Source organism: Streptosporangium sp. NPDC000509, from assembly GCF_042898365.1.
Classification (GTDB): domain Bacteria; phylum Actinomycetota; class Actinomycetes; order Streptosporangiales; family Streptosporangiaceae; genus Streptosporangium.
In genome coordinates this window covers 46,369-71,834 of the sequence record NZ_JBIAYX010000013.1, presented here as the reverse complement: position 1 = coordinate 71,834, position 25,466 = coordinate 46,369, and the positions used below count along the sequence as shown (strand labels likewise).

General features: G+C 69.7%; 15 protein-coding genes and 1 pseudogene. 8 read left to right on the top strand and 8 right to left on the bottom strand.

The window, feature by feature from the left end:
* Window positions 1-207 precede the first annotated feature (207 nt).
* From pulA to ACFY3D_RS23865, 3 genes are all read left to right on the top strand, one after another.
* Window positions 208-6,072, top strand: a complete 5,865-nt coding sequence (gene pulA, locus ACFY3D_RS23875) for a pullulanase-type alpha-1,6-glucosidase (protein WP_389982675.1) — start codon at window positions 208-210, stop codon at window positions 6,070-6,072.
* A 91-nt stretch (window positions 6,073-6,163) separates the two neighbouring features.
* On the top strand, window positions 6,164-8,200 hold the full coding sequence (locus tag ACFY3D_RS23870) for a carbohydrate binding domain-containing protein (RefSeq protein WP_389982672.1): 2,037 nt from the start codon (window positions 6,164-6,166) through the stop codon (window positions 8,198-8,200).
* Window positions 8,201-8,296: 96 nt separating this feature from the next.
* A complete protein-coding gene (locus ACFY3D_RS23865) occupies window positions 8,297-11,281 on the top strand; it encodes a carbohydrate binding domain-containing protein (protein WP_389982669.1) in 2,985 nt (994 codons plus the stop codon).
* An 84-nt stretch (window positions 11,282-11,365) separates the two neighbouring features.
* Here the strand turns inward: ACFY3D_RS23865 and ACFY3D_RS23860 are convergent, their stop codons facing one another.
* From ACFY3D_RS23860 to ACFY3D_RS23850, 3 genes are all read right to left on the bottom strand, one after another.
* Entirely contained in the window at window positions 11,366-13,813 is a 2,448-nt protein-coding gene (locus ACFY3D_RS23860; RefSeq protein WP_389982666.1) for a WD40 repeat domain-containing serine/threonine protein kinase, read from the bottom strand.
* A 134-nt stretch (window positions 13,814-13,947) separates the two neighbouring features.
* Window positions 13,948-14,595 (bottom strand): response regulator, encoded by a 648-nt coding sequence (locus ACFY3D_RS23855; RefSeq protein WP_389982663.1) that lies wholly within the window; start codon window positions 14,593-14,595, stop codon window positions 13,948-13,950.
* Window positions 14,592-15,701: a histidine kinase gene (locus ACFY3D_RS23850; protein ID WP_350943596.1), complete on the bottom strand. Its 1,110-nt coding sequence runs from the start codon at window positions 15,699-15,701 to the stop codon at window positions 14,592-14,594. Before ACFY3D_RS23850 ends, ACFY3D_RS23855 begins: the two co-directional genes overlap by 4 nt.
* Before the next feature lie 112 nt (window positions 15,702-15,813).
* Between ACFY3D_RS23850 and ACFY3D_RS23845 the strand changes: the two genes are divergently transcribed.
* From ACFY3D_RS23845 to ACFY3D_RS23835, 3 genes are all read left to right on the top strand, one after another.
* Window positions 15,814-16,797, top strand: coding sequence for an ABC transporter ATP-binding protein (locus ACFY3D_RS23845; RefSeq protein WP_389982659.1), 984 nt, complete (start codon window positions 15,814-15,816; stop codon window positions 16,795-16,797).
* Window positions 16,794-17,558 (top strand): ABC transporter permease, encoded by a 765-nt coding sequence (locus ACFY3D_RS23840; RefSeq protein WP_350943600.1) that lies wholly within the window; start codon window positions 16,794-16,796, stop codon window positions 17,556-17,558. The genes ACFY3D_RS23845 and ACFY3D_RS23840 overlap by 4 nt, the downstream gene beginning before the upstream one ends.
* A gap of 311 nt (window positions 17,559-17,869) precedes the next feature.
* Complete coding sequence (locus ACFY3D_RS23835; RefSeq protein WP_389982656.1) at window positions 17,870-18,238, top strand: transposase; 369 nt, start codon at window positions 17,870-17,872, stop codon at window positions 18,236-18,238.
* A 100-nt stretch (window positions 18,239-18,338) separates the two neighbouring features.
* Here ACFY3D_RS23835 and ACFY3D_RS23830 read toward each other — a convergent pair whose 3' ends face one another.
* Window positions 18,339-18,674, bottom strand: a complete 336-nt coding sequence (locus ACFY3D_RS23830) for a hypothetical protein (protein ID WP_389982653.1) — start codon at window positions 18,672-18,674, stop codon at window positions 18,339-18,341.
* Window positions 18,675-18,910: 236 nt separating this feature from the next.
* Between ACFY3D_RS23830 and ACFY3D_RS23825 the strand changes: the two genes are divergently transcribed.
* Window positions 18,911-20,749: an alpha/beta fold hydrolase gene (locus ACFY3D_RS23825; RefSeq protein ID WP_389982650.1), complete on the top strand. Its 1,839-nt coding sequence runs from the start codon at window positions 18,911-18,913 to the stop codon at window positions 20,747-20,749.
* Window positions 20,750-21,068: 319 nt separating this feature from the next.
* Here ACFY3D_RS23825 and ACFY3D_RS23820 read toward each other — a convergent pair.
* The 4 genes and pseudogenes from ACFY3D_RS23820 to ACFY3D_RS23805 all read right to left on the bottom strand — a co-directional run bounded on the left by ACFY3D_RS23820 (window position 21,069) and on the right by ACFY3D_RS23805 (window position 24,146).
* Window positions 21,069-21,943 (bottom strand): annotated as a pseudogene (locus tag ACFY3D_RS23820) (IS5 family transposase).
* A 208-nt stretch (window positions 21,944-22,151) separates the two neighbouring features.
* Window positions 22,152-22,949 (bottom strand): metalloregulator ArsR/SmtB family transcription factor, encoded by a 798-nt coding sequence (locus tag ACFY3D_RS23815; RefSeq protein ID WP_350943602.1) that lies wholly within the window; start codon window positions 22,947-22,949, stop codon window positions 22,152-22,154.
* Window positions 22,950-23,111: 162 nt separating this feature from the next.
* The gene (locus ACFY3D_RS23810) at window positions 23,112-23,825 is read right to left on the bottom strand and encodes an MgtC/SapB family protein (protein WP_389982646.1); all 714 of its coding nucleotides are present in this window, start codon (window positions 23,823-23,825) and stop codon (window positions 23,112-23,114) included.
* Window positions 23,826-23,873: 48 nt separating this feature from the next.
* Window positions 23,874-24,146, bottom strand: coding sequence for a hypothetical protein (locus ACFY3D_RS23805; RefSeq protein WP_389982643.1), 273 nt, complete (start codon window positions 24,144-24,146; stop codon window positions 23,874-23,876).
* A gap of 271 nt (window positions 24,147-24,417) precedes the next feature.
* Here ACFY3D_RS23805 and ACFY3D_RS23800 point away from each other — a divergent pair, with 271 nt between their 5' ends.
* The gene (locus ACFY3D_RS23800) at window positions 24,418-25,380 is read left to right on the top strand and encodes an alpha/beta hydrolase (protein WP_389982640.1); all 963 of its coding nucleotides are present in this window, start codon (window positions 24,418-24,420) and stop codon (window positions 25,378-25,380) included.
* The last annotated feature ends 86 nt before the right edge of the window (window positions 25,381-25,466 follow it).

Genomic DNA, 25,466 nt, shown 5'->3' with positions numbered 1-25,466 from the left:
CCACCTTCCGACGGGATCACAGATGGCGATATCAACCATTTAAGGGCTATAAATCCCTTTTTGTGTGTTTTGGTCGCTCGACTGGATCTCGTCAGGACGCTCATGAATTGCCAGGATTCAGAAATTTGCCGCAAGGGATTGCATAGACCATCACTAGTGAGTAACTTCCGGGCAATACCCCCGAAACAACATCCCGTGGAGGCCCCCGTGGTCTGGCCGCTCCCCCCACGGCGCGCGAGAACGACCCTCCTGACGGGCGCCGCGCTCGCGGCAGCCCTGATCGCCAACCCTCTCGCCGCCACCCCGCCCCCCGCCGCCGCGTCCACCTCCCCCGCGTCCGCGCCCCTCACCGCACCGGTCTCCGCAGCGCCGTCCACGGTGCCGTCCGGTGCGCCCGCGACGGCCGGCGATCCCGTGGTCTCCGCGCTCAGCCGCACCGCCGAGCCCTCCGACAGGGACCTCGCCCGCGACGCGCTCCGCACCGACCTGAGCCGCGAGCGCTTCTACTTCGCGATGACCGACCGGTTCGCCAACGGCGACACCCGCAACGACCGGGGCGGCCTGTCCGGCGACCGGCTCACCACCGGCTTCGACCCCACGCACAAGGGCTTCTACCAGGGCGGCGACCTCAAGGGCCTGCTCGGCAGGCTCGACTACGTCAAGAACCTGGGCAGCACCGCGATCTGGATCACCCCGGCGTTCGTGAACCGTCCCGTGCAGGGCACCGGCGCCAACGTCTCGGCTGGCTACCACGGCTACTGGATCACCGACTTCACCAGGATCGACCCGCACCTGGGGACCAACGCCCAGATGAAGGAGCTGGTGCGCGAGGCGCACCGGCGCGGGATGAAGGTCTTCTTCGACATCATCACCAACCACACGGCCGACGTGGTCGACTACGCGGAGAAGACCTACTCGTATCGCGGCAAGGGCGCCTACCCCTACGTCGACACCCGCGGCACGCCGTTCGACGACCGCGATCACGCGGGCGAGGAGACCTTCCCCAAGGTGGACACCGGCTCGTTCCCGTACACCCCGGTCGCGCCGAAGAACGTCAAGACGCCGGCCTGGCTGAACGACCCGACGATGTACCACAACCGGGGCGACTCCACCTTCAGCGGCGGCGAGAACGACGAGTACGGCGACTTCTTCGGCCTCGACGACCTGTGGACCGAGCGCCCGGAGGTCGTCAAGGGCATGATCGACATCTACAAGACGTGGGTGCGCGACACCGGCCTCGACGGCTTCCGCATCGACACCGCCAAGCACGTGAACATGGAGTTCTGGGAGAGGTTCTCCCCCGCCCTGCGCGGCTACGCGGCCCAGCAGGGCAACAAGCGGTTCTTCATGTTCGGCGAGGTCTACTCGGGCGAACCCTCCTTCACCAGCCGATACTCCACCCGAGGCGGCATGAACGCCACCCTGGACTTCCCGTTCCAGGAGGCCGCCCGTTCCTTCAGCGGCGGCACGGCGGACGCGTCCAGGCTGGCACGGCTGTACGCCGAAGACGACTATCACACCGACGCCGACGGCAACGCCGCGTCGCTGCCGACCTTCCTCGGCAACCACGACATGGGCCGCATCGGCCGCTTCGTCTCCCAGGACAACCCCGGCGCCCCCGACTCCGAGCTGCTGCGCAGGTCGCTGCTCGCCCACGAGCTGATGTATCTCACCCGCGGACAGCCGGTCGTGTACTACGGCGACGAACAGGGTTTCACCGGAAAGGGCGGCGACCAGGACGCCCGCGCGTCCATGTTCGCCTCCAGGACCGAGAGCTACCTGAGCGACGACCTGATCGGCACCGACTCCACCCACGCCAGGGACAACTTCGTCCCCTCCCACCCGCTCTACCGGGGGATCTCCGCCCTGGCCGCGCTGCGCGACGCCCACCCGGCCCTAGCCGACGGCGCCCAGATCGAGCGGCTCGCCTCCGGCGGCGTCTACGCCTTCTCCAGGATCGACGCCGCCCGGCAGGTCGAGTATCTGGTGGCGGTCAACAACGCCGAACAGCCCGCGACCGTGAGTCCGCCCACCTTCTCGGCGGGCGCGACCTTCACCAGGGTGTACGGCGAGGGCGCCGCCACGCTCACCACCGGCGCGGACACGAAACCGGCGCTCACCGTCCCCGCCCTGTCGGCGGTGGTCTACAAGGCGCCCGCCAAGCTCGCCGCCCCGGCCTCGGCCCCCGCCGTCTCGGTCGCCCTGCCAGGAGCCGAGATCAGGGGCACCGCGCAGGACGGCCGGATCCCGGTCGTCGCGATCGTGCCCGGCACCGGCTTCGACCAGGTCACCTTCGCCGCCAAGGTGGGCGAGGGCCCCTGGCGGGCGATCGGCACCGACGACGCGCCGAACACCACCCCCTCGGGCCGCGCGTTCCGGGTCTTCCACGACCTGCGCGGCATCGCGGCGGGGACACCGATCTCGTACAAGGCCGTGGTGAAGGACTCCGCGGGCCGCTTCGCCTCGGCGAGCGCGACGGCGACCGTCGGTGCCGAGCCCGCCCCCGAGGAGCCGGGCACGGTGAAGCGCGACTGGCTGGTCGTTCACTACCAGCGCGAGGACTACGACGGCTGGGGCCTGCACGTCTGGGGCGACGTCGAGAATCCCACGGAATGGGCCGAGCCGCTCCAGCTCACCGGCGAGGACGCCTATGGACGTTTCGCCTGGATCAAGCTCAAGCCCGGCGCGTCCAACGTCGGGATCATCGCCCACAAGGGTGACGAGAAGGACGGCGGCGACAGGGTCGTCAACCCCGCCAGGAACGGTGAGGTCTGGCTCGCGCAGGGGAAAGCGGAGACGTACCCGTCCCAAGCGGCCGCCCAGGGTCATACGACGATCCGCTACACCCGGCCGGACAAGGACTACGACGGCTGGGGCCTGCACCTGTGGGGCGACGGACTCGCCGACGGGGTGCCCACCGAGTGGGCCACCCCGCGCCCGCCGGACGGCACCGACTCCTACGGCGTGTTCTGGAAGGTCCCGCTGAAGGACGCCTCGACGCCGGTGAACTTCATCATCCACAAGGGCGACACCAAGGACCCCGGCCCCGACCAGTCGTTCACCCCGGCGCTCCAGCCGGAGGCCAACGTCGTCTCGGGCGTGGCGAAGATCCATCCGACCCGGGCCTCGGCCGAGAACGTGGCGATCCTGCGCTACAACCGCCCCGACGGGAAGTATGAAGGCTGGGGACTACACCTGTGGGGTGATGTGGCCCAGCCCACCGAGTGGGCCACCCCGCTCCAGCCCGCGGGCGAAGACGCCTTCGGCGTCTACTTCCGCGTCCCCCTGAGCGAGGGGGCCAAGAACGTGAACTACATCATCCACAAGGGGGACGAGAAAGACCTTCCCGACAACCAGCCGCTGGACCTCACCGCGACCGGCCACGAGGTCTGGCGGATCGCGGCCACCGAGGGTTACCTGCTGCCACAGCCGGCGGCCCGTGGCGCGGACGCCGACCTGTCGAAGTCCTCGGCGCACTGGATCGACCGCGGCACCGTCGCCTGGAAGGTCGAGCCGTCGTCCTCGCTCCGGTACTCGCTCGCCTTCTCGGAGAAAGGTGACATCGCCTACAGCAAGGGCGACCTGACCGGCGACCTCCGGATCATCCGCCTCCTTCCCGGAGCGCTCACCGAGGCGCAGAAGGCGAAGTGGCCGCACCTGGCCGAGCACGCCGCGTTCACGGTCGACCCGCGTGACGCCGACCTCGTCGGCAAGGCACTGCGCGGACAGGTCGTGGCCGTCGAGCGCGACGCCTCGGGCACGCTGTTGACCGCCACCGGCGTGCAGTTGCCCGGCGTGCTCGACGACCTGTACGCCAAGGCGGCGACCGCCGGCCTCGGCTCCTCGTGGAACGGCGGCAGGCCGAGCCTGTCACTCTGGGCGCCGACGGCGGCCAAGGTCGAGCTGGCGCTCTACCACGCCCCCTCCGGCGGAGCTCGCACCGTCCACGCCATGCGGCGCGACGACGGCACCGGCATCTGGTCGGTCCGCGGGCAACAGAGCTGGAAGAACCGCTACTACACCTTCCTGGTCACGGTCTACGTGCCCACCGAAGGCAAGATCGTCACCAACGAGGTGACCGACCCCTACAGCCTGTCGCTGGCCGCAGGGTCGGGCCGCAGCCAGCTCGTCGACCTGTCCGACCGTTCCCTGCGGCCCGACGGCTGGTCCTCACTCACCAAGCCCACCGCGGTGCCACAGGAGAAGGCGTCGATCTACGAACTGCACGTGCGCGACTTCTCCGCCTCCGACACCACGGTCCCCGCCTCCAAGCGCGGCACCTACTCGGCCTTCACCGGTGACTCGGAGGGGATGAAGCAGCTGCGCGGACTGGCCAAGGACGGCCTGACCCACGTGCACCTGCTGCCCGTCTTCGACATCGCGACGGTCCCCGAGCGCAAGGCGGAACGGACCGAGCCCGACTGCGACCTGGCCTCGATGCCCCCCGACTCCGAGGAGCAGCAGGCCTGCGTCGCGCGCACCGCGGCGAAAGACTCCTTCAACTGGGGCTACGACCCGCTGCACTACACGGTGCCCGAGGGCTCCTACGCCACCGACCCCGAGGGCTCCTCGCGCATCGAGGAGTTCCGGAGCATGGTCGGCGGGCTGAACGGTGCGGGACTGCGAGTGGTGATGGACGTGGTCTACAACCACACCCACGCCGCCGGCCAGGACTCCACCTCGGTGCTCGACCGGATCGTGCCCGGCTACTACCACCGGCTGCTCGACGACGGCACCGTGGCCACCTCCACCTGCTGCGCCAACACCGCCCCCGAGCACACCATGATGGGCAGGCTCGTCGTCGACTCCGTCGTCACCTGGGCCCGCGAGTACAAGGTGGACGGCTTCAGGTTCGACCTGATGGGCCATCACCCCAAGGCGAACATGCTCGCGGTCCGCGCCGCCCTGGACAGGCTGACCGTGGCCCGCGACGGCGTGGACGGTAAGTCGATCATCCTGTACGGCGAGGGATGGAACTTCGGCGAGGTCGCCGACAACGCCCGCTTCGAGCAGGCCACCCAGGCCAACATGGCGGGCACCGGGATCGGCACCTTCAGCGACCGGCTCCGTGACGCGGTCCGCGGCGGCACTCCGTTCGATCCCGATCCGCGGATCCAGGGCTTCGGCTCGGGCCTGGCCGGGGCACCCAACGGGTCGCCCGCCAACGGCGACGAGGCACAGCGGCGGGCCCGGCTGTTCGGCTACCAGGACCTGATCAAGGTCGGGCTCACAGGCAACCTCCGCGACTACACTTTCACCGCCTCGAACGGCAAGGAGGTCAAGGGCTCGCAGGTCGACTACAACGGCTCCCCCGCCGGTTACACCGCCTCGCCCGGCGAGGTCGTCACCTACGTCGACGCCCATGACAACGAGACGCTGTTCGACGCGCTCGCCTACAAGCTGCCGCAGGCCACCACCATGGCCGACCGGGTGCGCATGCAGTCGCTCTCGCTGGCCACGGCCGTGCTCGCGCAGGGCACCACGTTCGTGCACGCCGGCAGCGAGCGGCTCCGTTCCAAGTCGCTGGACCGCAACTCCTACGACTCCGGCGACTGGTTCAACCGGCTGCTCTGGGACTGCTCCGCGGGCAACGGTTTCGGCGCCGGGCTCCCCCCAAAGGCCGACAACGAGGACAAGTGGCAGTACGCCAAGCCACTGCTCGCCGACCCGGCGCTGCGGCCGGACTGCGCGGCGATCGGCGCGACCCGCGCCCGTTACGGGGAGCTGCTGAAAATCCGCTCATCGTCCCCGGCCTTCGCCCTCGGCAGCCTGGCCGAGGTGCAGAAGCGCCTCACCTTCCCGACCAGCGGCACCTCGGAGACCCCGGGCGTCGTGACCATGCACCTGGACGCTTCGGGGATCGACCCTCGCTGGAAGTCGGTCACCGTCGTCTTCAACGCGACCCCGCAGACGCGGCCGCAGACCGTGGCCGCACTGAAGGGCACCCAGGTGACGCTCCACCCCGTCCAGACGGCCGGCGACGACGCCGTCGTGAAGCAGTCGACGTTCGATTCCGCCACGGGCACGCTGACGGTCCCGGCACGCACGGTCGCCGTCTTCGTCCAGCCCTGACCCCGCATACCCCGCCAAGACGGCCGGGCCGGGTGTTGCAGCACCCGGCCCGACCAGGGAACCCGTCCATCGATCCTGGAGGCCCCCACTCATGAAACCCTACAGAGCCATCGTTGCCACGGCGTTAAGCACGCTGGCAAGCGCCGTCGTCGTGGTGCCCATCGCACTGAGCACCCCCGCCCAGGCGGCACCGCCCACCCCCGGCCCGATCGTCAAGCTCTGGAACTGGAACTGGAACTCCGTCGCCAGGGAGTGCACCGACGTCCTTGGCCCGGCCGGATACTCCGCCGTGCAGGTCTCGCCGCCGAGTGACTCGATGTCCAAGGGCGGCTCGGTCTGGTGGGACATCTACCAGCCCGCCCGCTACACCCTCACCAGCAAGTTCGGTGACGAGAACGCGTTCAAGAACATGATCAACGCCTGCCACGCGGCGGGCGTCAAGGTCCACGCCGACGCCGTCATCAACCACATGACCGGCCAGGGCAGCACCAGCTACGGCGGCTACAGCTTCGGCAAGTACAACTACCCGGGGCTCTACTCGTCCGCCGACTTCCACTCCCCCACCTGCGGGATCAACAACTCCGACTACAAGAACGACGGCTGGCGGGTGCAGAACTGCGAGTTGGTCGGCCTGTCAGACCTCAACACCGGCTCCGAGTACGTCCGCGACCAGATCGCCGGCTACCTCAACAAGCTGACCTCCCTGGGCGTGGACGGCTTCCGCATCGACGCCGCCAAGCACATCAACCCCGGCGACCTAGCCGCGATCAAGGGCAAGCTGACCGGCTCGCCCTACATCCACCAGGAGGTCATCGAGGGCGATCAGGAGGCGATCACGCCGAGCCAGTACACCGGGATCGGCGACGTGCACGAGTTCGTGTACGGGCGCAAACTCAAGGATCAGTTCAGCGGCGGCCAGATCAAGAACCTGCAGTCGTTCGGGCAGAGCTGGGGCCTGTCGGTGCCCAGCGACAAGGCCGTGGTCTTCGTCGACAACCACGACACCGAACGTAACGGCTCGACCATGAACTACAAGTACGGCGACGCCTACAAGCTGGCCAACATCTTCATGCTCGCCTGGCCGTACGGCACGCAGCGCGTTTACTCCGGGTTCACCTGGGGCGACAGCGAGGGCGGCCCGCCGTCCGCCAACGGCGGCTTCGTCACCGACGTCAACTGCGGCAACGGCCAGTGGACCTGCTTCCACCGCCAGATGAGCGGAATGGTCGGCTTCAACCGCGCCGTTGCCGGCACCTCGGTCGGCAACTGGTACGACAACGGCAACAACGTGATCGCCTTCAGCCGCGGCGACAAGGGCTGGGTCGCGATCAACAACGAGGGTGGCAGCGTCACCCGCACCTTCTCCACCGGCCTGCCCGCCGGAACCTACTCCAACGACGTGGGTGGCGGCACGGTCACCGTCGACTCGAACGGCTCCGCCTCGGTGACCGTCCCCGGCAAGAGCGCGATCGCCATCCACGCCGGGGGCATCAGGCCGACCGACCCGCCGCCCGGTGAGGCGACCGTCTACTACTCCACCACCTGGTCGAACGCCAACATCCACTACCAGCCCACCGGCGGAACCTGGACCCCCGTCCCCGGCGTCCCCATGAACGAGACCGCCTGCACCGGCTGGAAGAAGAAGACCGTCGACCTCGGCACCGCCACCGGCCTCAAGGCCGCCTTCAACAACGGCTCCGGCAGTTGGGACAGCAACGGCGGCTCCGACTACACCATCAGCCGCGGGGTGAGCACGATCAAGAACGGCGTCGTGACCGCCAACGCCACCTCTCCTTGCGGCCCCGAAGCCAGCCCCACCCCGACGGTGAACCCCGGCAAGGTCGCCACCTCCTTCAATGCGAACGTGACGACCTCCTATGGCCAGAACGTCTTCGTGGTCGGCGACATCGCCGAACTGGGCGGCTGGAACCCCGCCAACGCGGTGGCGCTCTCCTCGGCCGACTACCCGGTCTGGAAGGTCACGGCCAACCTGCCGGCCAACACCGCGGTCTCCTACAAGTACATCAAGAAGAACCCCAACGGCTCAGTGGCATGGGAGAGCGACCCCAACCGGTCCTTCACCACCCCGGCGAGCGGCACCACGGCGCGCAACGACACCTGGCGCTGACCTTCGGGCCGGGCCGGGCCTCGGCCTGGCCCGCCACCCCGGGCGCCCGCCGGCGCCCCGGACCATCCCCTCGCCGCCTCGCACAGAGGAACCCCCATGCGCTCATCTCCCAAACGTGTCCTCAGACTGCTCACCGTAGCGGCCTTCGGCCTGGGCTCCGCCGTCGTCCCGCTGTCCGCAGCTCTGGCCGCCAACAACGTGACCGTCTACTACGCCACCGGCTGGACGACCGCCAACATCCACTACCAGCCCACCGGCGGAACCTGGACCCCCGTCCCCGGCATCCCCATGAACGAGACCGCCTGCGCGGGCTGGAAGAAGAAGACCCTCGACCTCGGCGCGGCCACCGGGCTCAAGGCCGCCTTCAACAACGGCTCCGGTACCTGGGACAACAACTCCGGCGCCGACTACACCATCGGCACCGGGACCGTAAAGGTCTCCGGCGGCCAGGTGACGTCGGGCAACCCGTGCCCGGGAGGCGAACTACCGGACAACCAGGCCGTCGTCTACTTCCACAAGAAGACCAAGGGCTGGACGACCGCCAATATCCACTACCAGCCCACCGGCGGCGCCTGGACCGGCCTCCCCGGCGTCCCCATGAACGAGGATGCCTGCACCGACTGGGCCAAGAAGACCGTCAACCTCGGCACCGCCACCGGGCTCAAGGCCGCCTTCAACAACGGCTCCGGCACCTGGGACAACAACAACGGCGCCGACCACACCATCGGCACCGGTGTCAGCACCGTCAAGAACGGCGTCGTGACCGGCAATGCCGCCGACCCGTGCGCCCCCGAGATTCCGGACACCGAGAAGCCCAGCACCCCGACCGGGGTGACGGCGACCGCGAACGGCGTCTCGATCGCGCTGGCCTGGAGCGCCTCCACCGACAACGTCAAGGTGACCGGATACAAGGTCACCCGCACCGGCGGCACCGGGGGAACCAAGGTCGTCGACGTGACGGCCACCTCGCACTCCGACACCGGCCTCGCGGAGAACACCCTCTATCGCTACACCGTCCAGGCCAAGGACGCCGCCGGCAACATCTCCGAGGCGAGCCAGGAGGCCACCGCCACCACCGGGAAGAAGCCCGAGGCGCCCGAGGGCGGCACCCCGCTCGGCGGCGACCCGCGTGAGGACTCCATCTACTTCGTGATGACCGCCCGTTTCGCCGACGGCGACACCTCCAACAACCGGGGTGGCAGCCAGCACGTGAAGTCGGGCAACGCCGCGAACAACGACCCGATGTTCCGCGGTGACTTCAAGGGCCTGGTCGACAAGCTCGACTACATCAAGGGCCTCGGCTTCTCCGCCCTGTGGATCACCCCGGTTGTGCTCAACCGCTCCGACTACGACTTCCACGGCTACCACGGCTGGGACTTCTACCGGGTCGATCCCCGCCTGGAGTCCGAGGGCACGTCGTACCAGGACCTGATCAACGCCGCCCACGCCAAGGGCATCAAGATCTACCAGGACGTCGTCTACAACCACAGCTCCCGCTGGGGCGCCAAGGGCCTGTTCACCCCCACCGTGTGGGGTGCGCGCGACGATCAGTGGAAGTGGCTCTACAACGAGAAGGAGGCGGGCCGGGAGTACGACCCGATGCAGGAGCACCAGGGGAACGACCCGAACCTGACGGCCGCACAGAACGCGATGGCCAAGGGCAGGCCGTACAACGGCGACCAGTGGTCCACCATCGAGCCGGCGGGCAACACCTGCCGCAACTGGGGCACTCCCACCCAGTGGAGCAGCCCCGAGGGGTTCCGCATCCACAACTGCCAGTGGCCGAACCCGACATCCGGCATGTTTCCGGCAAACTACTACCACCAGTGCTGGATCGGTAACTGGGAGGGCGAGGACTCCCGTAGCTGCTGGCTTCACGACGACCTGGCTGACTTCAACACGGAGAGCAAGACCGTCCAGGACTACCTGATCGACGTCTACAACAAGTACATCGACATGGGGGTGGACGGCTTCCGCGTCGACACCGCCGTGCACATCCCCAGGGTCACCTGGAACCGCCGGTTCCTGCCCGCGATCCGCGAGCACGCGACCGCGAGGTTCGGCGCGGAGAAGGCCAAGGACTTCTACGTCTTCGGCGAGGTCGCCGCGTTCGTGCACGACAAGTGGAACCGCGGCTCGGTGAACCACTCCGCCCAGTTCTTCACCTGGAAGGAGCGCAAGGAGTACAGTCCCGACGACGTCAGGGCCGCGATCGAGCAGTACGACTACGAGAATCTGATGGGCTCGGGCAACCAGCCCACCAGCACCAACGCCACGCTGAACGGCAACACCTACCACGCGCCCGACCACAGCAGGTTCTCCGGCATGAACGTCATCGACATGCGCATGCACATGAACTTCGGCGACGCGTCCAGCGCGTTCCACAACGGTAAGGACTCCGACGACAGCTACAACGACGCCACCTACAACACCGTCTACGTCGACTCACACGACTACGGTCCGAACAAGTCCTCGGTCCGCTACGACGGCGGCACCGACGCCTGGGCCGAGAACATGAGCCTGATGTGGACCTTCCGCGGCATTCCGACGCTCTACTACGGCTCGGAGATCGAGTTCCAGGCGGGCAAGCGGATCGACTGCGGGCCGACCTGCCCGCTGTCCACGACGGGGCGCGCCTACTTCGGTGACCACCTGGCGGGATCGGTCACCGCCTCGGGCTTCGGCACGGTGTCCAGCGCCTCGGGCACGGTGGCGCAGACCCTCGACAAGCCGCTGGTCAAGCACGTGCAGCGACTCAACCGGATTCGCCGGGCCATCCCGGCGCTCCAGAAGGGCCAGTACTCGACCGAGGGCGTCAGCGGCCAGATGGCCTACAAGCGCCGCTTCACCCAGGGATCCGTGGACAGCTTCGTGCTGGTCTCGGTCAGCGGGAGCGCCACCTTCACCGGAATCCCGAGCGGCACCTACGTCGACGCGGTCACCGGTGACACCAAGACGGTGAACAACGGGACGCTGTCGATCGCCGCGAGCGGCAAGGGCAACATGCGCGCCTACGTGCTGTCCCTGCCGGGCAACCCTGCCCCCGGCAGGATCGGCGACGCGGGACCGTATCTGAAGTAACCCATGTCTGGCTCCGTCCGGAGTGGAGACCCGACCCCTCCGCTCCGGACGGAGCCTTCCACCGGCCCCGCGCCCGCCTGACGATCAGCCCAGGCGCCAGACGCGGACGGTGTCGTCGCCGCCGCCGGTGACCGCGACGGGGCGCCCGTCGAGTTCGGTCACCGCGGCGGCGAACACGTTGTGGTCGTGGGCCTTGAACGGCCGTCCCGCCCGCTTCCCGGTGTCGAGGTCGTGGACCTGCGCGGTGGCGTCGTTGCTGCCGGAGACGACGACGGTGAGCGACCCCACCCGGCCGACCGCGAGGGAGTAGATCCAGCCGCTGTGACTCCGGATGGGCGGGCGGGCCTCACCGGCACCGGCGGCGTCGTCGATGTGGATGTCCTGCGCGCCGCCGGCGGACAGCACCACGAGCCTGCCGTCCAGCTCGGCCGTGGTGACGGCGGTGACCTGGGCTCGCTGGGTGAGGAGCGTCTCGCCCGGCCCCGAGCGGAGCGGCCAGCGACGTACCGTACCGTCGCCGCCGCCGGTGAACACGACGGGCTCACCGTCGAGGGTGGCCGTGGCGAGGCCGAACACGGCGCCCTCGGAGGCGCGACGGGCCTTGCCGATCGCGGCGCCCGTCCTCAGGTCCCACACGCGCAGGCTCCCGTCGCGGCCTCCGGTCACCACGACGGGCTCGCCGTCGAGGGTGGCGAGGGCGAGGGAGAAGACGGGCACGGCGGCGTCGAAGGGCTTGCCGACCGGCTTGCGGGTGGCGAGGTCCCAGCGGCGTACGGTGCCGTCGTCGCCGCCCGACACCGCGATCGTCCTGCCGTCCAGCTCGGTGACCGCGATGGAGCGCACCCAGTTGGTGTGCCCGGTGAGGGTGGCCAGCGGCTTGCGGGTGGCGAGATCCCACAGGCGGACGGTGCGGTCGTTGGCACCGGAGACGATCACGGACCTGCCGCCGACCTGGGCGATCGCCACCGACTGCAGGTCGTCGCGATGGCCGCGCAGCGGGCCGCCGACCGGTGCGCTCTTCCAGTTCCCGGTGACCGAGGTGGGGGTGGCGGCGGGGGACGGCGCTCCACTGGGAGAGGGTGAGGTGCTGGGAGACGGTGAGGCGCTGGGCTGCGTGGACTCGCCGGGTGAGGGGGAGCCGCCGGAGATCGAAGGGGAGCCGGTCATCGCGACGGGAGTGGGGTCCACGCTCTCCTCCCCGGTCCCCGCCAGCAGTGACGGGAGCACGAAGACGCCCGCGGAGACCGCGACGGCGCAGACGGCGACGACGGCCCCGATCCGCCACGGGCGCGATCGTCCTGACCCGCCCGGCGCGGTCGCGCCACCGGCCCCCTCCCATGGGTCACCAGGAGAGGTGGAGCCCCCGTGGCCCTGCCGGTGCCACTGCCCGGGCTCGGTGCTCGGACCCGTCGGTGACCACCCGGCGTACGGCGGCAGCGAAGGTGCCGCGCCCGGCTCGAACGGCGGCGACGGCCGGGACGGCGGCCGCTGAGGGTCGGCCTCCCACCCGGGTGACGGCTGTCGTTGCGACGAGGGCGGCCGGTCGTGGAGCGGTGACTGCGAAGACTGTGGCCGAGAAGGCTCAGGCTGCGAAGGCTGCGAAGGCTGCGGGGACGGGGACGGGGACGGCTGCTCGGTCCGCGACGGCCACTGGGACGGCGAGGGCTGGACCTCGGCCGACTGACCGGTCTGCGGCGATTCCGCGGGCGGCATGGCGGTGCCGGCCGACGGCTGGCGGATCAGCCGGAACAGCAGGTCGGAGGCGACCGGCCGATCGGCGGGATCCTTGGCCAGGCAGGCGCGCAGCAACGGGCGCAACCCCTCGGGAACCCCCGACAGGTCGGGCTCGGTGGTGAGGATGCGGTGGAGCACGGCCGGGATGGTGTCCCGGCCGAACGCGGGGCTGCCGGTGGCCGCGAACACCATCGTCACGGCCCAGCTGAACACGTCCGAGGGGGCGGCGGCGGGCTGGCCGTGGATCTGCTCGGGCGACATGTACGTCGGGGTCCCGACGGCGCCGCTGGTCTGGGCGAACCCGGCGTCGAGTGCCTTGGAGATGCCGAAGTCGATGACGCGCGGGCCGTCGAAGCCGAGGAGCACGTTGGCCGGTTTGAAGTCGCGGTGCGCGATGCCCGCCTGGTGGATGGCGACGAGCGCGGTGGCCGTGCTGATCGCGATGCGCTGCAGGGCGGCGCCGTCGCGCGGCCCCTCCCTCTCGACGGCCTGCTGCAGCGAAGGGCCGTCGATGAACTCGCTCACCACGTAGAGGTGGTCGCCGCTCTCCCCCGCGTCGAGCACCCGGGCGGTGCAGAACTCGGCGATCTGCCGGGCGACGGCGATCTCCCGCTCGAAGCGCGTCCTCGCGACCTGGTCGGCGGCGAACCTGGGGTGCAGCACCTTGACCGCGACACGCTCACCGGCCGGATCACGGCCGAGGTAGACCGTTCCCTGCCCGCCCTCGCCGAGCCTCGCCTCGATCACGTACGGCCCGAAGGCGGTGGGGTCGCCGGATCTGAGCTCCGTACCGGCCATCGTGCTCCTCCCCCGCCGCGAGCCCGCCCGAGTGGTCCGGCGGCCACGCCCTGCCGCACGCGCCGGGTTCCGGGCAGCCTGTCCCGGAAAAGAGCATGCCAGTATCGGCAAATTTGACCAAATGCCCGCAGCTATCAGTCGAGGATGTTCGCGTGCAGGGCGCGCAGCACCGCGTTGGTCCGGTCCCGCGCTCCGAGTTTGAGCAGCATGGTCGAGACGTGGTTCTTCACCGTGCCCTCGGCCAGGAAGAGAGCCTGGGCGATCTCGCGGTTGCTGTAGCCCTCCGCGACGAGCCGCAGCACCTCCACCTCTCGTTCGGTGAGCCGCTGGATCGCGGGCAGGTCGTCGTCCGCCGGTCGGCGGCGCCGCACCGCGCGCAGCAGCCGGTCGGTGATCGACGGCGAGATCAGTGTCCCCCCGTCGGCCAGGACGCGGATGGCCCGGGTCAGCCGTTCGAGCGTCACGTCCTTCAGCAGATAGCCGCACGCCCCCGCCCGCATCGCGTCCAGCACCAGGGTGTCGTTGTCGAACGTGGTCAGCACGAGCACCGGCGGCGAGTCGTCCGCGCGCTCCCGCAACGCCCTGAGCACCCAGATGCCGTCGTGGCGGGGCATGCGCAGGTCGAGCAGGACGACGTCGGGGGCGTGCTCCTCGATCGCCGCCAGCGCGGCCATGCCGTCGTCGGCCTCCCCCACCACCTCGATGTCGTCGGTCAGGTCGAGCAGGCTGCGGATGCCCTGCCGGACCAGGGTCTGGTCGTCGACCACGATCACCCGGATCATCGCGCGGGCACCGTGGCGGTGACCCGGAAACCGTCGCTGCCGTCGAGCCGTACGTCGCCGCCGATCGCCTCGATCCGCTCGCTCAGGCCGCGCAGTCCGTTGCCCGGCCGTAGCTCGGGGCTGCCGCGCCCGTCGTCGACGGAGGTGAACCTCACCTCCCGCTCCGGTGTGCTCTCGATCCGGATGCGCAACGAGGTCGCGTCCGCGTGCCGGATGGTGTTGGTGACGATCTCCTGGACGACACGGATGAGCGCCAGGGTCACCTCCTCGGTGGGGCACACGTCGTCGTCGATCCACACGCCGATGTCGAGGCCGGGAATGTCGCGTACCACGGCGGCGAGGGCCTCGCGCAGGTCGGGCGCGTCGGTGCGCAGCTGTCCGACGGTCGCGCGCACGTCGCGAAGCAGGTCCCGCGCCACCCGGTCGGCACGCTCGATGTGCACGCGCGCGCCCGCCCCTTCGCGGTGCCGGGCGACCTCCAGCTCCAGGGTGAGCGCGGTGAGCTGGTGCCCCATCAGGTCGTGCAGCTCCCTGGCGATGCGCAGGCGTTCGTGAGCGCGTGCGGTGTCGGCCAGGATCACACTCGCCGCCCGCAGCTCCAGATGAGCCTCGCTCAGCTCGCGGCGCATCCGCTGCTCCCTGATGGTCACCAGCACGCTCAGCAGCGTCGCGATCTGGATCAGCAGGTACAGCAGCGCACTGAGGCCGATCTCGGCGACGGTGGAACCGGTGAGACCCACGGTCACGGCGATCACGACGACGTTGAGCACGATCACCACCGGGCCCGCCCACGGCGGCGCGACGTACGCGCTCAGGGCGGCGGTGAAGACCAGCAGGATCGGCAGCCATCCGGCGCCGGGGGCCGTCAGGATCGTGAGCCATCCCAGCACGACGGCCGCGCCGTAGCAGACCCACGCCTGCCTCGGCCGGCATTCCTCCCAGAGCGCGGCGATCAGCGCGGTGACCAGCAGCGCCACGAAGAGCGCGCCCCACACCGGCCGGGGGACCTGTGTCTCGGCCACGCCGAGCAATATCGGGGTGCCCACCGCGAGGCACACCAGCAGTGCCGCCAGCCCCGCCCACACGTCCGGCTCGATTCGCCGCATGCCGTTCACCCTAACGTGCGCTCGTGCCCCCGCTGAGGTGCCGAAAGTCATGGGTGCCGATACTGACCATCGGCACAGGCGCCGGCGGCTCGCCCTTCCTAACGTCGACGGCATGCATGCGACAACGTCATCTCCCGCCGTCGAAGCGGACGGCCTGCACAAGCGCTACCGCTCCAAGGTCGCCGTCGAGGAGGTCGGCCTTTCCGTCGCCGCCGGTGAGATCTTCGGCATCCTGGGACGCAACGGAGCCGGTAAGACGACCACCGTCGAGCTGATCGCCGGGCTCAGGCGGCCCGACCGCGGCACCGTCCGCGTGCTCGGCCTGGACCCCCGGCGGGACCGGGCCCGGCTGCGCCAGGTCCTCGGGGTCCAGCTGCAGGAGGCCGTCCTGCACTCCGCGCTCACGGTCACCGAGCTGGTCCACCTGTACGGGACCTTCTACCGCGACCCGCTGCCGTCCGACGACCTGATCGAGTCGGTCGGCCTGACCGCCTCCCGGCACACCCGCTTCGAGAAGCTCTCCGGCGGCCAGCAGCAGCGACTGTCGATCGCGCTCGCGCTCGTCGGACGGCCCCGGGTGGTGATCCTCGACGAGCTCACCACCGGCCTCGACCCCGAGGCGCGCCGTCGGATGTGGTCGACCCTTGAGCGGTTGCGCGAGTCAGGCGTGACCATCCTGCTCGTCAGCCACACCATGGAGGAGGTCGAACGACTGTGCGACCGGGTCGCGCTGCTCGACGAGGGCCGGGTCGTCGCCCTCGACTCTCCCTCGGGGCTCGTGCGAAGGGCCGGGTTCGCCCAGCGGGTCACCTTCCGCGCGATCACCCCTGTACCGGGCGGGCTGCTCGAAGGACTCGACGGGGTCGACCGGGTGCACGCCGACGGCGACCGCGTCGTCGTCGAGGGCCGCGGTGAGCTGCTCCAGGCCGTCAGCGTCGCGCTCGTGCACGCGGGCGTCGCGGCGGCCGAGACGCGCAGCGAACAGGCCGGCCTCGACGACGCCTTCCTCGCGCTGACCGGGCACCGGCTCGACAACACCAAGCTCGACGCAGAGTTCGACACCGTGCCCGACACGAGGGAGGAGACGATCCGATGACGGACATCACCGTCCACCGCCCAGGCCCGCGGGCCTGGGCCGCACTGCTGATCTGCGAGCTCAAGATGGTCACCCGCGACACCGCCGGGCTGATCGTGCCGATCGGCCTGCCCATGCTCATCCTGGTGATGAACGCCTCGTCCGCCGGCCGGGAGACGATCGCGCACGGTCGCACGGCGTTCGACGTCTACGTGCTGCCGCTGGTGTTCACGATGGTCGTGGCCACGACCGGCATCGTCAACATGCCGAGCTTTCTGGCCTACTACCGTCGCAGCGGCATCCTGCGACGCCTGGGGGTGACCCCCGCCTCGCCCGCGCTGGTCCTCGTCGCCCAGGCGGCCGCCGGCGTGCTGCAGATGGCCCTCGGTATCGCGGCCGCCTGGATCCTCGCCCTGCTGGCGTTCGGCGCCCACCCCCCGGTGCGCGTCGGCGCGGCGCTCGGTGTGCTGGCGTTGACGGTGGCCGCCATGTACGCCCTGGGGCTGACCGTCGCCGCGCTCTCGCCCACCCCGAACTCCTCCGTAGCGATCGGCCTGGTCGTCTTCTTCGTGCTGGGCGCCACCGGCGGCATGTTCGGCGGGCGCGGCAACCTGCCCGAGGTGATCGCGACGATCGGGCAGTGGCTGCCGTTCGGTGCCGGGAGCCAGGCCCTGTCGGCCGCCTGGATCGGCGCGCCCATCGAGGCCTCCAACCTGATCGGCCTCGCCGCGGCCATCGTGCTCGGCGGCGTCGTCGCGGCCGTGTTCTTCCGCTGGGAGTAGCCCGCCGTACGTCCCCCGGGGCGACCGGCGCTCGGGCACGGCCCGATGGGACGGTCCGCGAGCCGGCCCCCGCCAGGCTCGCGGCTTTCCCGGCACCCGGTACGACACCCACGAGGAGCGGCGCCGACGGCATCGAAAACGACGGGTATGGATCCAGCCCTTGCACGCCCGCCCCGCGGATCGGCCGGGACGGGTCTTTCCGAACGCTAGGCGGGGGCACGGCGCAAAGCATGAGTATCCCCTACTCATGCCCTGCGGTTCTCGGTTAACAAATCACGCAGATGCTCATATATCCATGTCGGAGGTCATCGATGGGAGGCGCAGGAACGTTGCCCGCTGAGCGGGAGACCGGGGCAGGCCGGACGTCCGCGAAGACCGCTCCGGCGCCTAGGACCTGTTTTGCCGACAAGGGCTACAGCTCCCGCGCCATCCGCACCTACCTCCGCCGACGCAAGATCGGCGCCATCACCCCCGAACGCGCCGACCGGCTGGCCGGACGAGCCCGCCGCGGACACCGCCGCCACACCTTCGACCCGGTCCGCCACAAACGACGCAACATCGTCGAACACTGCTACAACCGGCTCAAGCACTTCAAAGGCATCGCGACCCGCTACGACAAGCTCGCCGCCCACTACCGATCAGCCGTGACCATCGCCTGTCTACTGCTCTGGCTCAAGTGATCCACAAAACAGGACCTAGACCTCGAGTTCCACCGTGACCCCGTAGCCCGGCGGCGACCCGGACAACGGCTTCGTGGAACAATGGATCAGCCAACAGCGCTTACGCGACCCCCGCCCAGACCGGGTCCGTCTCCCAGGAACCCGCACCGCTCGACGGAGCACCCGCCACCGAATGACCATGTCGTTCAGCACAGGGGACGTCCGCCGTCTCCCACCGGTCCGAGAGGTAGCGCAGGATCCGGCCACGCGCCTCGACGCTGCGCTCGGCCAGCACTTTGGAGATCAGCCGGATGGCCACCAGCTCGTCATCAATCTCGGCAACGTGGCAGTGCGTCCCCGAGATTTCGTTGAGCTCACCAGGAAGCGACTCGGCGGCCTCTTGCGCCACCATGCTCTTGATTCGTAGAGCCATGGCGTGTGTTTTCGCTGAGGTCATGACGAGACCATAGCGATCTGACCAGCGGCTTTCACGGAAAGTCACTACCATGCCCCTCGGCATCGAGAACTCGCGACAGTTGAATGGTGAATCGGCGGGTGGATGCCGCGTTTTCAGCCGTCCGGGATCGATGTGGTTCTGGAGAACAAGCTCATTCCAGCCGGGTGACACCGTATATGTCATCATTCGTAGGTGATCCAATCTGAGATGAGCGCATCCCGCGGGCGATCTCAGGAATGGTGAGAAACATCGTCGCCGCCGTGGCCGCGCTCATCGCCGCCGGAGCGCTGGCGCTCACCGGGCCGGTCCCCGCCGTCGCGCGGAGCGCTCCGGAGCCTCCGCATCTGGAGGATCACCCGTGCCCCGTGACGGTTCCCGAGGGCACCCGGTGTGGGTATCTGGTGGTTCCCGAGCGGCGTGACCTGCCGGACGGGCCGAGGGCGGAGGTGGGCTTCGCCGTGCACCGGTCGGCCGCCGCGGACCGCAGGCCGGACCCGGTCGTCTACACCAGCGGGGGACCGGGCTCGGCGTCGATCCAGCTCGTCGGCTATCTCGCCGAGATGTTCCCGGACCGCGACGTGATCGCGCTGGAGCAGCGCGGCGGCCTGTGGTCGCGGCCCCGGCTCGACTGCCCGGAAACGGTCCGCGCGATGCTGGACACGCTCGCGAGCCCCGGCCAAGCCACGGCGGAGACAGGCGTGATCGCCGCGGGCGCGGCGGCGTGCCGTGCCCGGCTCGGCGTGGACCTGCGGGGATACAGGACGGCGGAGATCGCCGCCGACGTGGTGGACCTGCGGCGGGCGCTGGGATACCCGCGGTGGAACCTGTTCGGGGTGAGCTACTCGACCAGATCGATGCTGGCGGCGGCCGCCGCCGACCCCGGGGGCACCCGCTCGGTGGTGCTCGACTCCTTCCTGCCGGCTGGCGTGAACTGGTACGACGACACGACCCGCAACCTGACGGAGGCGCTCGGGAAGCTGGCCGGCCAGGGCTGGCCGGACCTCGCCACGCGATTCACGGAGATGATCGCCGACCTGAACGCGAACCCGGCGGCCGTCACCACCCGCGACCCGCTGACGGGCGAGCCGATCACCGTCAGGCTCACCGGCGACGACGTGGCGACGATCATCGGTGAGGCCATGCACGCGGTCGAGGTGTTGCCGATCGTTCCCGCCCTGGTCGACGGGCTGGCGGAAGGCCGCCGTGACCTGCTGCAACCCCTGGTCGACGCGGCGGGCCCGGCGCTGACCAGCTACGCGTTCGGCCTCTACCACGCGGTCCAGTGCCAGGACGAGGTGCCCTACAACTCCTTCCCCCCGGCACGGCCCAGGCTGTTCACCGCGGTCCACGACCAGGCGGTCTGCGACACCTGGAAGCTGCCCCGCGCATCCGCCCCGGCGGCCACCACCACGGCGCCCGTCCTGGTACTCGGCGGTCAGTACGACCCGACGACGCCCACCCGTACGGCCAGACCCGCCGCCGAGGCGCTGCCCGGCGCGCGGTTCGTCGAGTTCGCCGGGGTCGGGCACGCGGTCTTCCTGTCGAGCAGATGCGGCCGGCGGACCATCGCCGCCTTCCTCGCCGACCCGGCGGCCGCGCCGCCCTGTGATCCCGGGCAGGCCGCCTACCGGGTCGTCCGGCCGGGGGAGCTCCATCTCACCTCCGCCCTCTACCGGGCACAGCGGACATGGTGGCCCCTGCTGCCGTTCGGGCTGTTCGTGCTCACCGCGCTGGTCCAGCTCGCGGTGGGCCTGCGGCGCCCGCGCCGCAGGCCGTACACAGTGGTTGCGGGGCTGTCGGGGCTGCTCCTCACCGGGCTGACGGCCGACGCGCTGTACGGGGTGATCACGGAGAACGAGACAGTGCTGGGAGTGGGCGTCCCCTCGGCCCTGCCCTGGTACGGCCTGCTCGCCTGGCTCGGCCTCGCCGCCACCGCTGTCGCGGCGGCCCGCCGACCGCGCGCGGGAGACGAAGGGCTCGCCGTGGGAGGTTTCCGGAAACCGCCGGGAGCCCACCTGGTGGCGGGAGTCGTCTACCTGGGGTTCCTCACGTGGTGGTACGTCTATCTCTTGTGACCCGCGGCCGCCGGAGACTGGCGGGCGAGGTCAGCACCTTTTCCATCTCGAAGAAGTGCTTATCAGTGGCTTGCTCGGCCATGCCGGCGCCACTACTTCGGGGTTGAGGAGCCTGCGGACAGCCGTTAGCGCTGAGAACGATCATGGAGCCTCGGCGCTGACGGACTGACGGTGGGTCCAGGTCAAGCCGTCCGTGCGGGGCTGTTCCAACCGTCATAACCAACCCGTCGGTGACCAGGTCGAAACGGCGCATCACGCGGCGGGTAACTCCTGGATCACTTCCCCGCGTTGTGCGCAGCTCTAGGTCCTGTTTTGTGGATCACTTGAGCCAGAGCAGTAGACAGGCGATGGTCACGGCTGATCGGTAGTGGGCGGAGAGCTTGTCGTAGCGGGTCGCGATGCCTTTGAAGTGCTTGAGCCGGTTGAAGCAGCGTTCGACGACGTTGCGTCGTTTGTAGCGGACCGGGTCGAAGGCGTGGCGGCGGTGTCCGCGGCGGGCTCGTCCGGCCAGCCGGTCGGCGCGTTCGGGGGTGGTGGCGCCGATCTTGCGTCGGCGGAGGTAGGTGCGGATGGCGCGGGAGCTGTAGCCCTTGTCGGCGATCACGTGCTCGGGGCGGGTGCGTGGTCGGCCGGCGCCGGTGCGGGGGACGCGGATGGCTTCCATCACGGTGGTGAACTGGGTGCAGTCGTTGATGTTGCCGCCGGTGAGCACGAACGCCAGGGGCAGGCCGCGTCCGTCGACGGCCAGGTGGATCTTGGTGGTCAGTCCGCCGCGCGAGCGCCCGAGCGCCTGTCGGCCCTGATCGGTCTGAGCTGATTGCTGCCCGGCTGTGCCTTGGTGGCTCCCCCTTTACGGGCGCCGGCGGCGTGCCGGCGGGCGCGCACGATGGTGGAGTCCACGCAGATGGCCGACCAGTCGACCTGGCCGATCGCGTCGTCGTGGACCTGGATGTGCTCCAGCAGCCGGGCGAAGGTGCCGTCGGCAGACCAGCGGCGAAAGCGCTGGTAGATGGTCTGCCAGGGGCCATAGCGTTCCGGGATGTCGCGCCGGTCGGCGCCGGTGCGGATCTTCCGGGCGATGCCGTTGAGCACCTGGCGGTGATCGCGCCATCGGCCACCGCGTTCGGGGTTGGCCGGAAGTAACGGGGTGATGCGCTCCCAGGTGTCATCGGTCAGTTCATGGCGACGAACCATGTTCTCTATCCAGCCACATGATCGTTGTGGTGTCAGGCGAACGGGTTGACGGCCGGGGAGTGTGAGGGGCCGCAAGGCCCCTCGCCTGGGGTTTGGGGCAAAGCCCCAATCGACCACAGCCCGAGCGTGATACGCGCAGCGCGAAGACCCGGCGAGGCCCAAGACGCGGGCCGCACCATTCACCGTTTAGTGATCCACAAAACAGGTCCTAGCCGAGCGGCAGCGTCTCGCCCGATTCCAGCAGGGTCTTCAGGTTCGACAGGATCTCGGGCCAGCCCTCGCTGACGCCCTTGATCATCTCACTGCCCGCGACGAGGCCCTCATGGGTGACGATCAGCTTGACCGTGGCCCCACCGGCGGGTTCGATCTCGAAGGTGATCTTCGAGATCGGCTCCCTCCTGAGCTCGGCGAGCTTCTCGTCGCTCCAGCCGAACATGTCGGCCACCTCCTGCTCGTAGTTGTGCCAGGTGTACGACAGGCGCTTGCCGGGGTCAGCCTCGAGCACCCGCTGGCCCCAGTCGTGGTACTCGCCGTCCGCGGTGACCTTCCACTCGACCGGGGCACCCGGCGTCCAGTCGGATCGCGGGCCCCCGCCACCGAAGTAACGGGTGATGAAGGCCGTGCCGGTCAAGGCCTCCCACAGCCGCTCCGGCGTGGTTTTGATGTAGCTGACGTAGACGAAGCTGGTCTCGGACACGTCCGTACCCTCCAGGGCTCGTTTCAGGTCGGCGAGCGCGCGCGCCCGCTCGCGGTCGTAGCGGCCGATCCACCGGTCGGCGATCTCGTTGATGGGCGCGGCGTTGAGGTGGTGGAGCTTCTCTCTGCCGCGCCTCACCGTCTCCACCAGGCCGGCCGCCTCCAGGACGGACAGGTGCTTGGTCACGGCCTGCCGGGTCATGTCCAGCCCCGCGCACAGCTCGCGCAGGGTCTGGCCGTTGTGCCGGTTGAGACTGTCCAGCAGCCTCCGGCGACTGGCGTCGGCGAGTGCTTTGAATACCGCGTCCATGCTGTCTCACAGAGTTAGGCAACCGTTTGGGTGCATGTCTGAATATAGGCAACCTTTTAGTTGCCCGTCAATGCGGACCTTCGCACCTTCACGATCTCCCGTCGGGCGACGAGCGCGGCGGGCGCGACCACAGCGGGACCCCCGAGGGCGTGCGACCGCGGTTCAGGAAGCCGTGCCGGAGTCCCAGCTCAACACGGCGAGCACTCCGTCGATCTCGGAGAGCGCCGTGGTCAGCTCCGTTATCGACCCGACGCCGTGCACGGTGAGCCAGAGCGAGACGACGGCCGGGCTCTGGCCCTCGCTGCGCCGGTCGACCGACAGCTCGTCCACACCGAACCCTCGCTCCGTGCATTCGGCCAGTGCCGACCGCAGCACACCCCGGCCGCCGAGGTAGGTCAACCGGAACCGCGAGGGTGCGTACTTGGACCCGGGAAGCCGGTCGGCCAGCGGCGTGAGGACGAACACCGTCACGAGGTATCCGGCGGTCACGATGACCGCCAGCAGCCACAGCCCGGCCCCGGCCGCCATCCCCACCCCGGCGGTGAGCCAGACCGCCGCGGCGGTGGTGAGGCCCCGGACCACGTCACCACGGACGAATATCAGGCCCGCGCCGATGAAGCCGATGCCGGACACGATCTGGGCGGCCACCCGGGACGGATCGACCGTGACGTGATCCCGCAGAACATCGGAGAAGCCGTACTTCGACACCAGCATGATCAGCGCCGCGGCGAAGCCGACCAGGGTGTGGGTGCGCAGGCCCGCGCTCTTCTGGCGGGCCTCCCGCTCAAGACCGATCAGGGCCGAGAGCACGAAGGCGAGGAGCAGCATCCCCACCTGCGCCCAGCCCTGTCCGGCGAGTTCACCGAGAGGCGCCATCGCCGTCACCCCGGTCTCGTGTCCAGGAAAGGGCGTCCGCGTTCCCGGCTACGCCGCCTCCGCGGCCTCCCCAGCCTGCCGCAGCATCGGGAACCGCCGCTGTTCCGACAGGTAGTGGCCGAACCCGACGACGAGCGCGACGGGCCATTCGATGACTCCCAACGCTCCCAGTGCGCCCAGCACCCCGTAGAAGACCAGCCGGTCAGGCGTCGGCAGGGTCAACATCCCGATCACCGGCACGGTGATGTGCGGCGGCAACTGTTCCCCCTTCACCCTGCCACGCGCCCTGCCGTTCGAAGCGGTGGTGGTTGTCCTCGCCATGGCGGCCTCCACAAATCACGACATATCCCGCCAATCCCCTGCCTCACTCGAGCCGTAACGCCGTTTGACCAGGACTTTGCCCCTTCGACCGGCTCTCGGACCACCGGCTCGCGAAACCCTGCGCGTCGCCGGAATCGATACGAACGGACGATCCGGATCAGCCGAACCGCATCGACCATGAGCTCCAGTGCCTCCGCGAAAAGACACCGCTTCGTGGCCGGTACGGCAAGTAGGCTTCACGCGATCAGTGGGAGGCGGCAGGATTGGCGACGTGAACCGCACCGCTGTACGTCTGGGAGTGCTCCTGCTGGCCGCCGTCGCGGTCGGGGCGGTGCTGCTCGCACTGCTGCCACCGTCCTCGACAGGCACGCACGGCAAGGAGGGCATCCACGTCTCCACCGTCGCGGTGAAGAAGCTGGGCGAGCGCGACCACGAGCTCACCGTCACCTCCGCCGCGCTCGGCCGCGAGGGCAGGGTGAGGGTCCTGCTGCCCGAGGGGTGGACACCGGGCTCGGGCCCGTGGCCGGTGCTGTACCTGCTGAACGGCTGCTGCCAGTCCGGCTACGACACCTGGATCACCAAGGGCGGCGCCGCGGAGCTCACCTCCGGCTACCGCGCGCTCGTGGTCGTCCCCGAGGGAGGAACCGTCGGTTTCTACTCCGACTGGCGCGAGGGCCCCGGCTGGGAGACCTTCCACCTCGCCGAGGTACGGACCATCCTGGAGCGCGACTACGGCGCCGGAGACCGGCGGGCGGTGGCGGGGCTGTCCATGGGCGGGTTCGGGGCGATGTCGTACGCGGCCCGCCACCCCGGCATGTTCCAGGCCGCGGCCTCCTTCTCCGGGGTGCTGCACACCCGCGACGGCAACGGCGGCGTCGACTGGCTGCTCGGGCAGTACGGCGAGAAGTCCGTGAAGCTCTGGGGTCCCCCCGAGGATCCGCGGTGGGCCGCCCACAACCCGGCCGACCTCACCGGCGCGCTGCGCGGGATACGGCTCTTCGTCTCCAGCGGCGACGGCGCCCCCGGACCACTGGACGACGTCTCCGAGGCTCGGGACGAGGGCGAGGCATCCCTTCTCCTTCAGGCCGTGACCTTCGTCGAGCGGGCCAGGGCGAACGGCGTCGACGTGGCGGTCGACTTCTACGGCCCCGGTACCCACTCCTGGCCCTACTGGCGCCGCGGCCTCGAACGCTCGCTTCCCCTGCTCATGGGCTCCATCGGCGCGGCGGCCTGAGGACCCCCGACTCGTCCTCGTCCAGCGCCACGAGCAGCAGGCCCTCGTCCTTCTTCTCCGCCCACTCCCGGCTGGGGCTCCCGGTG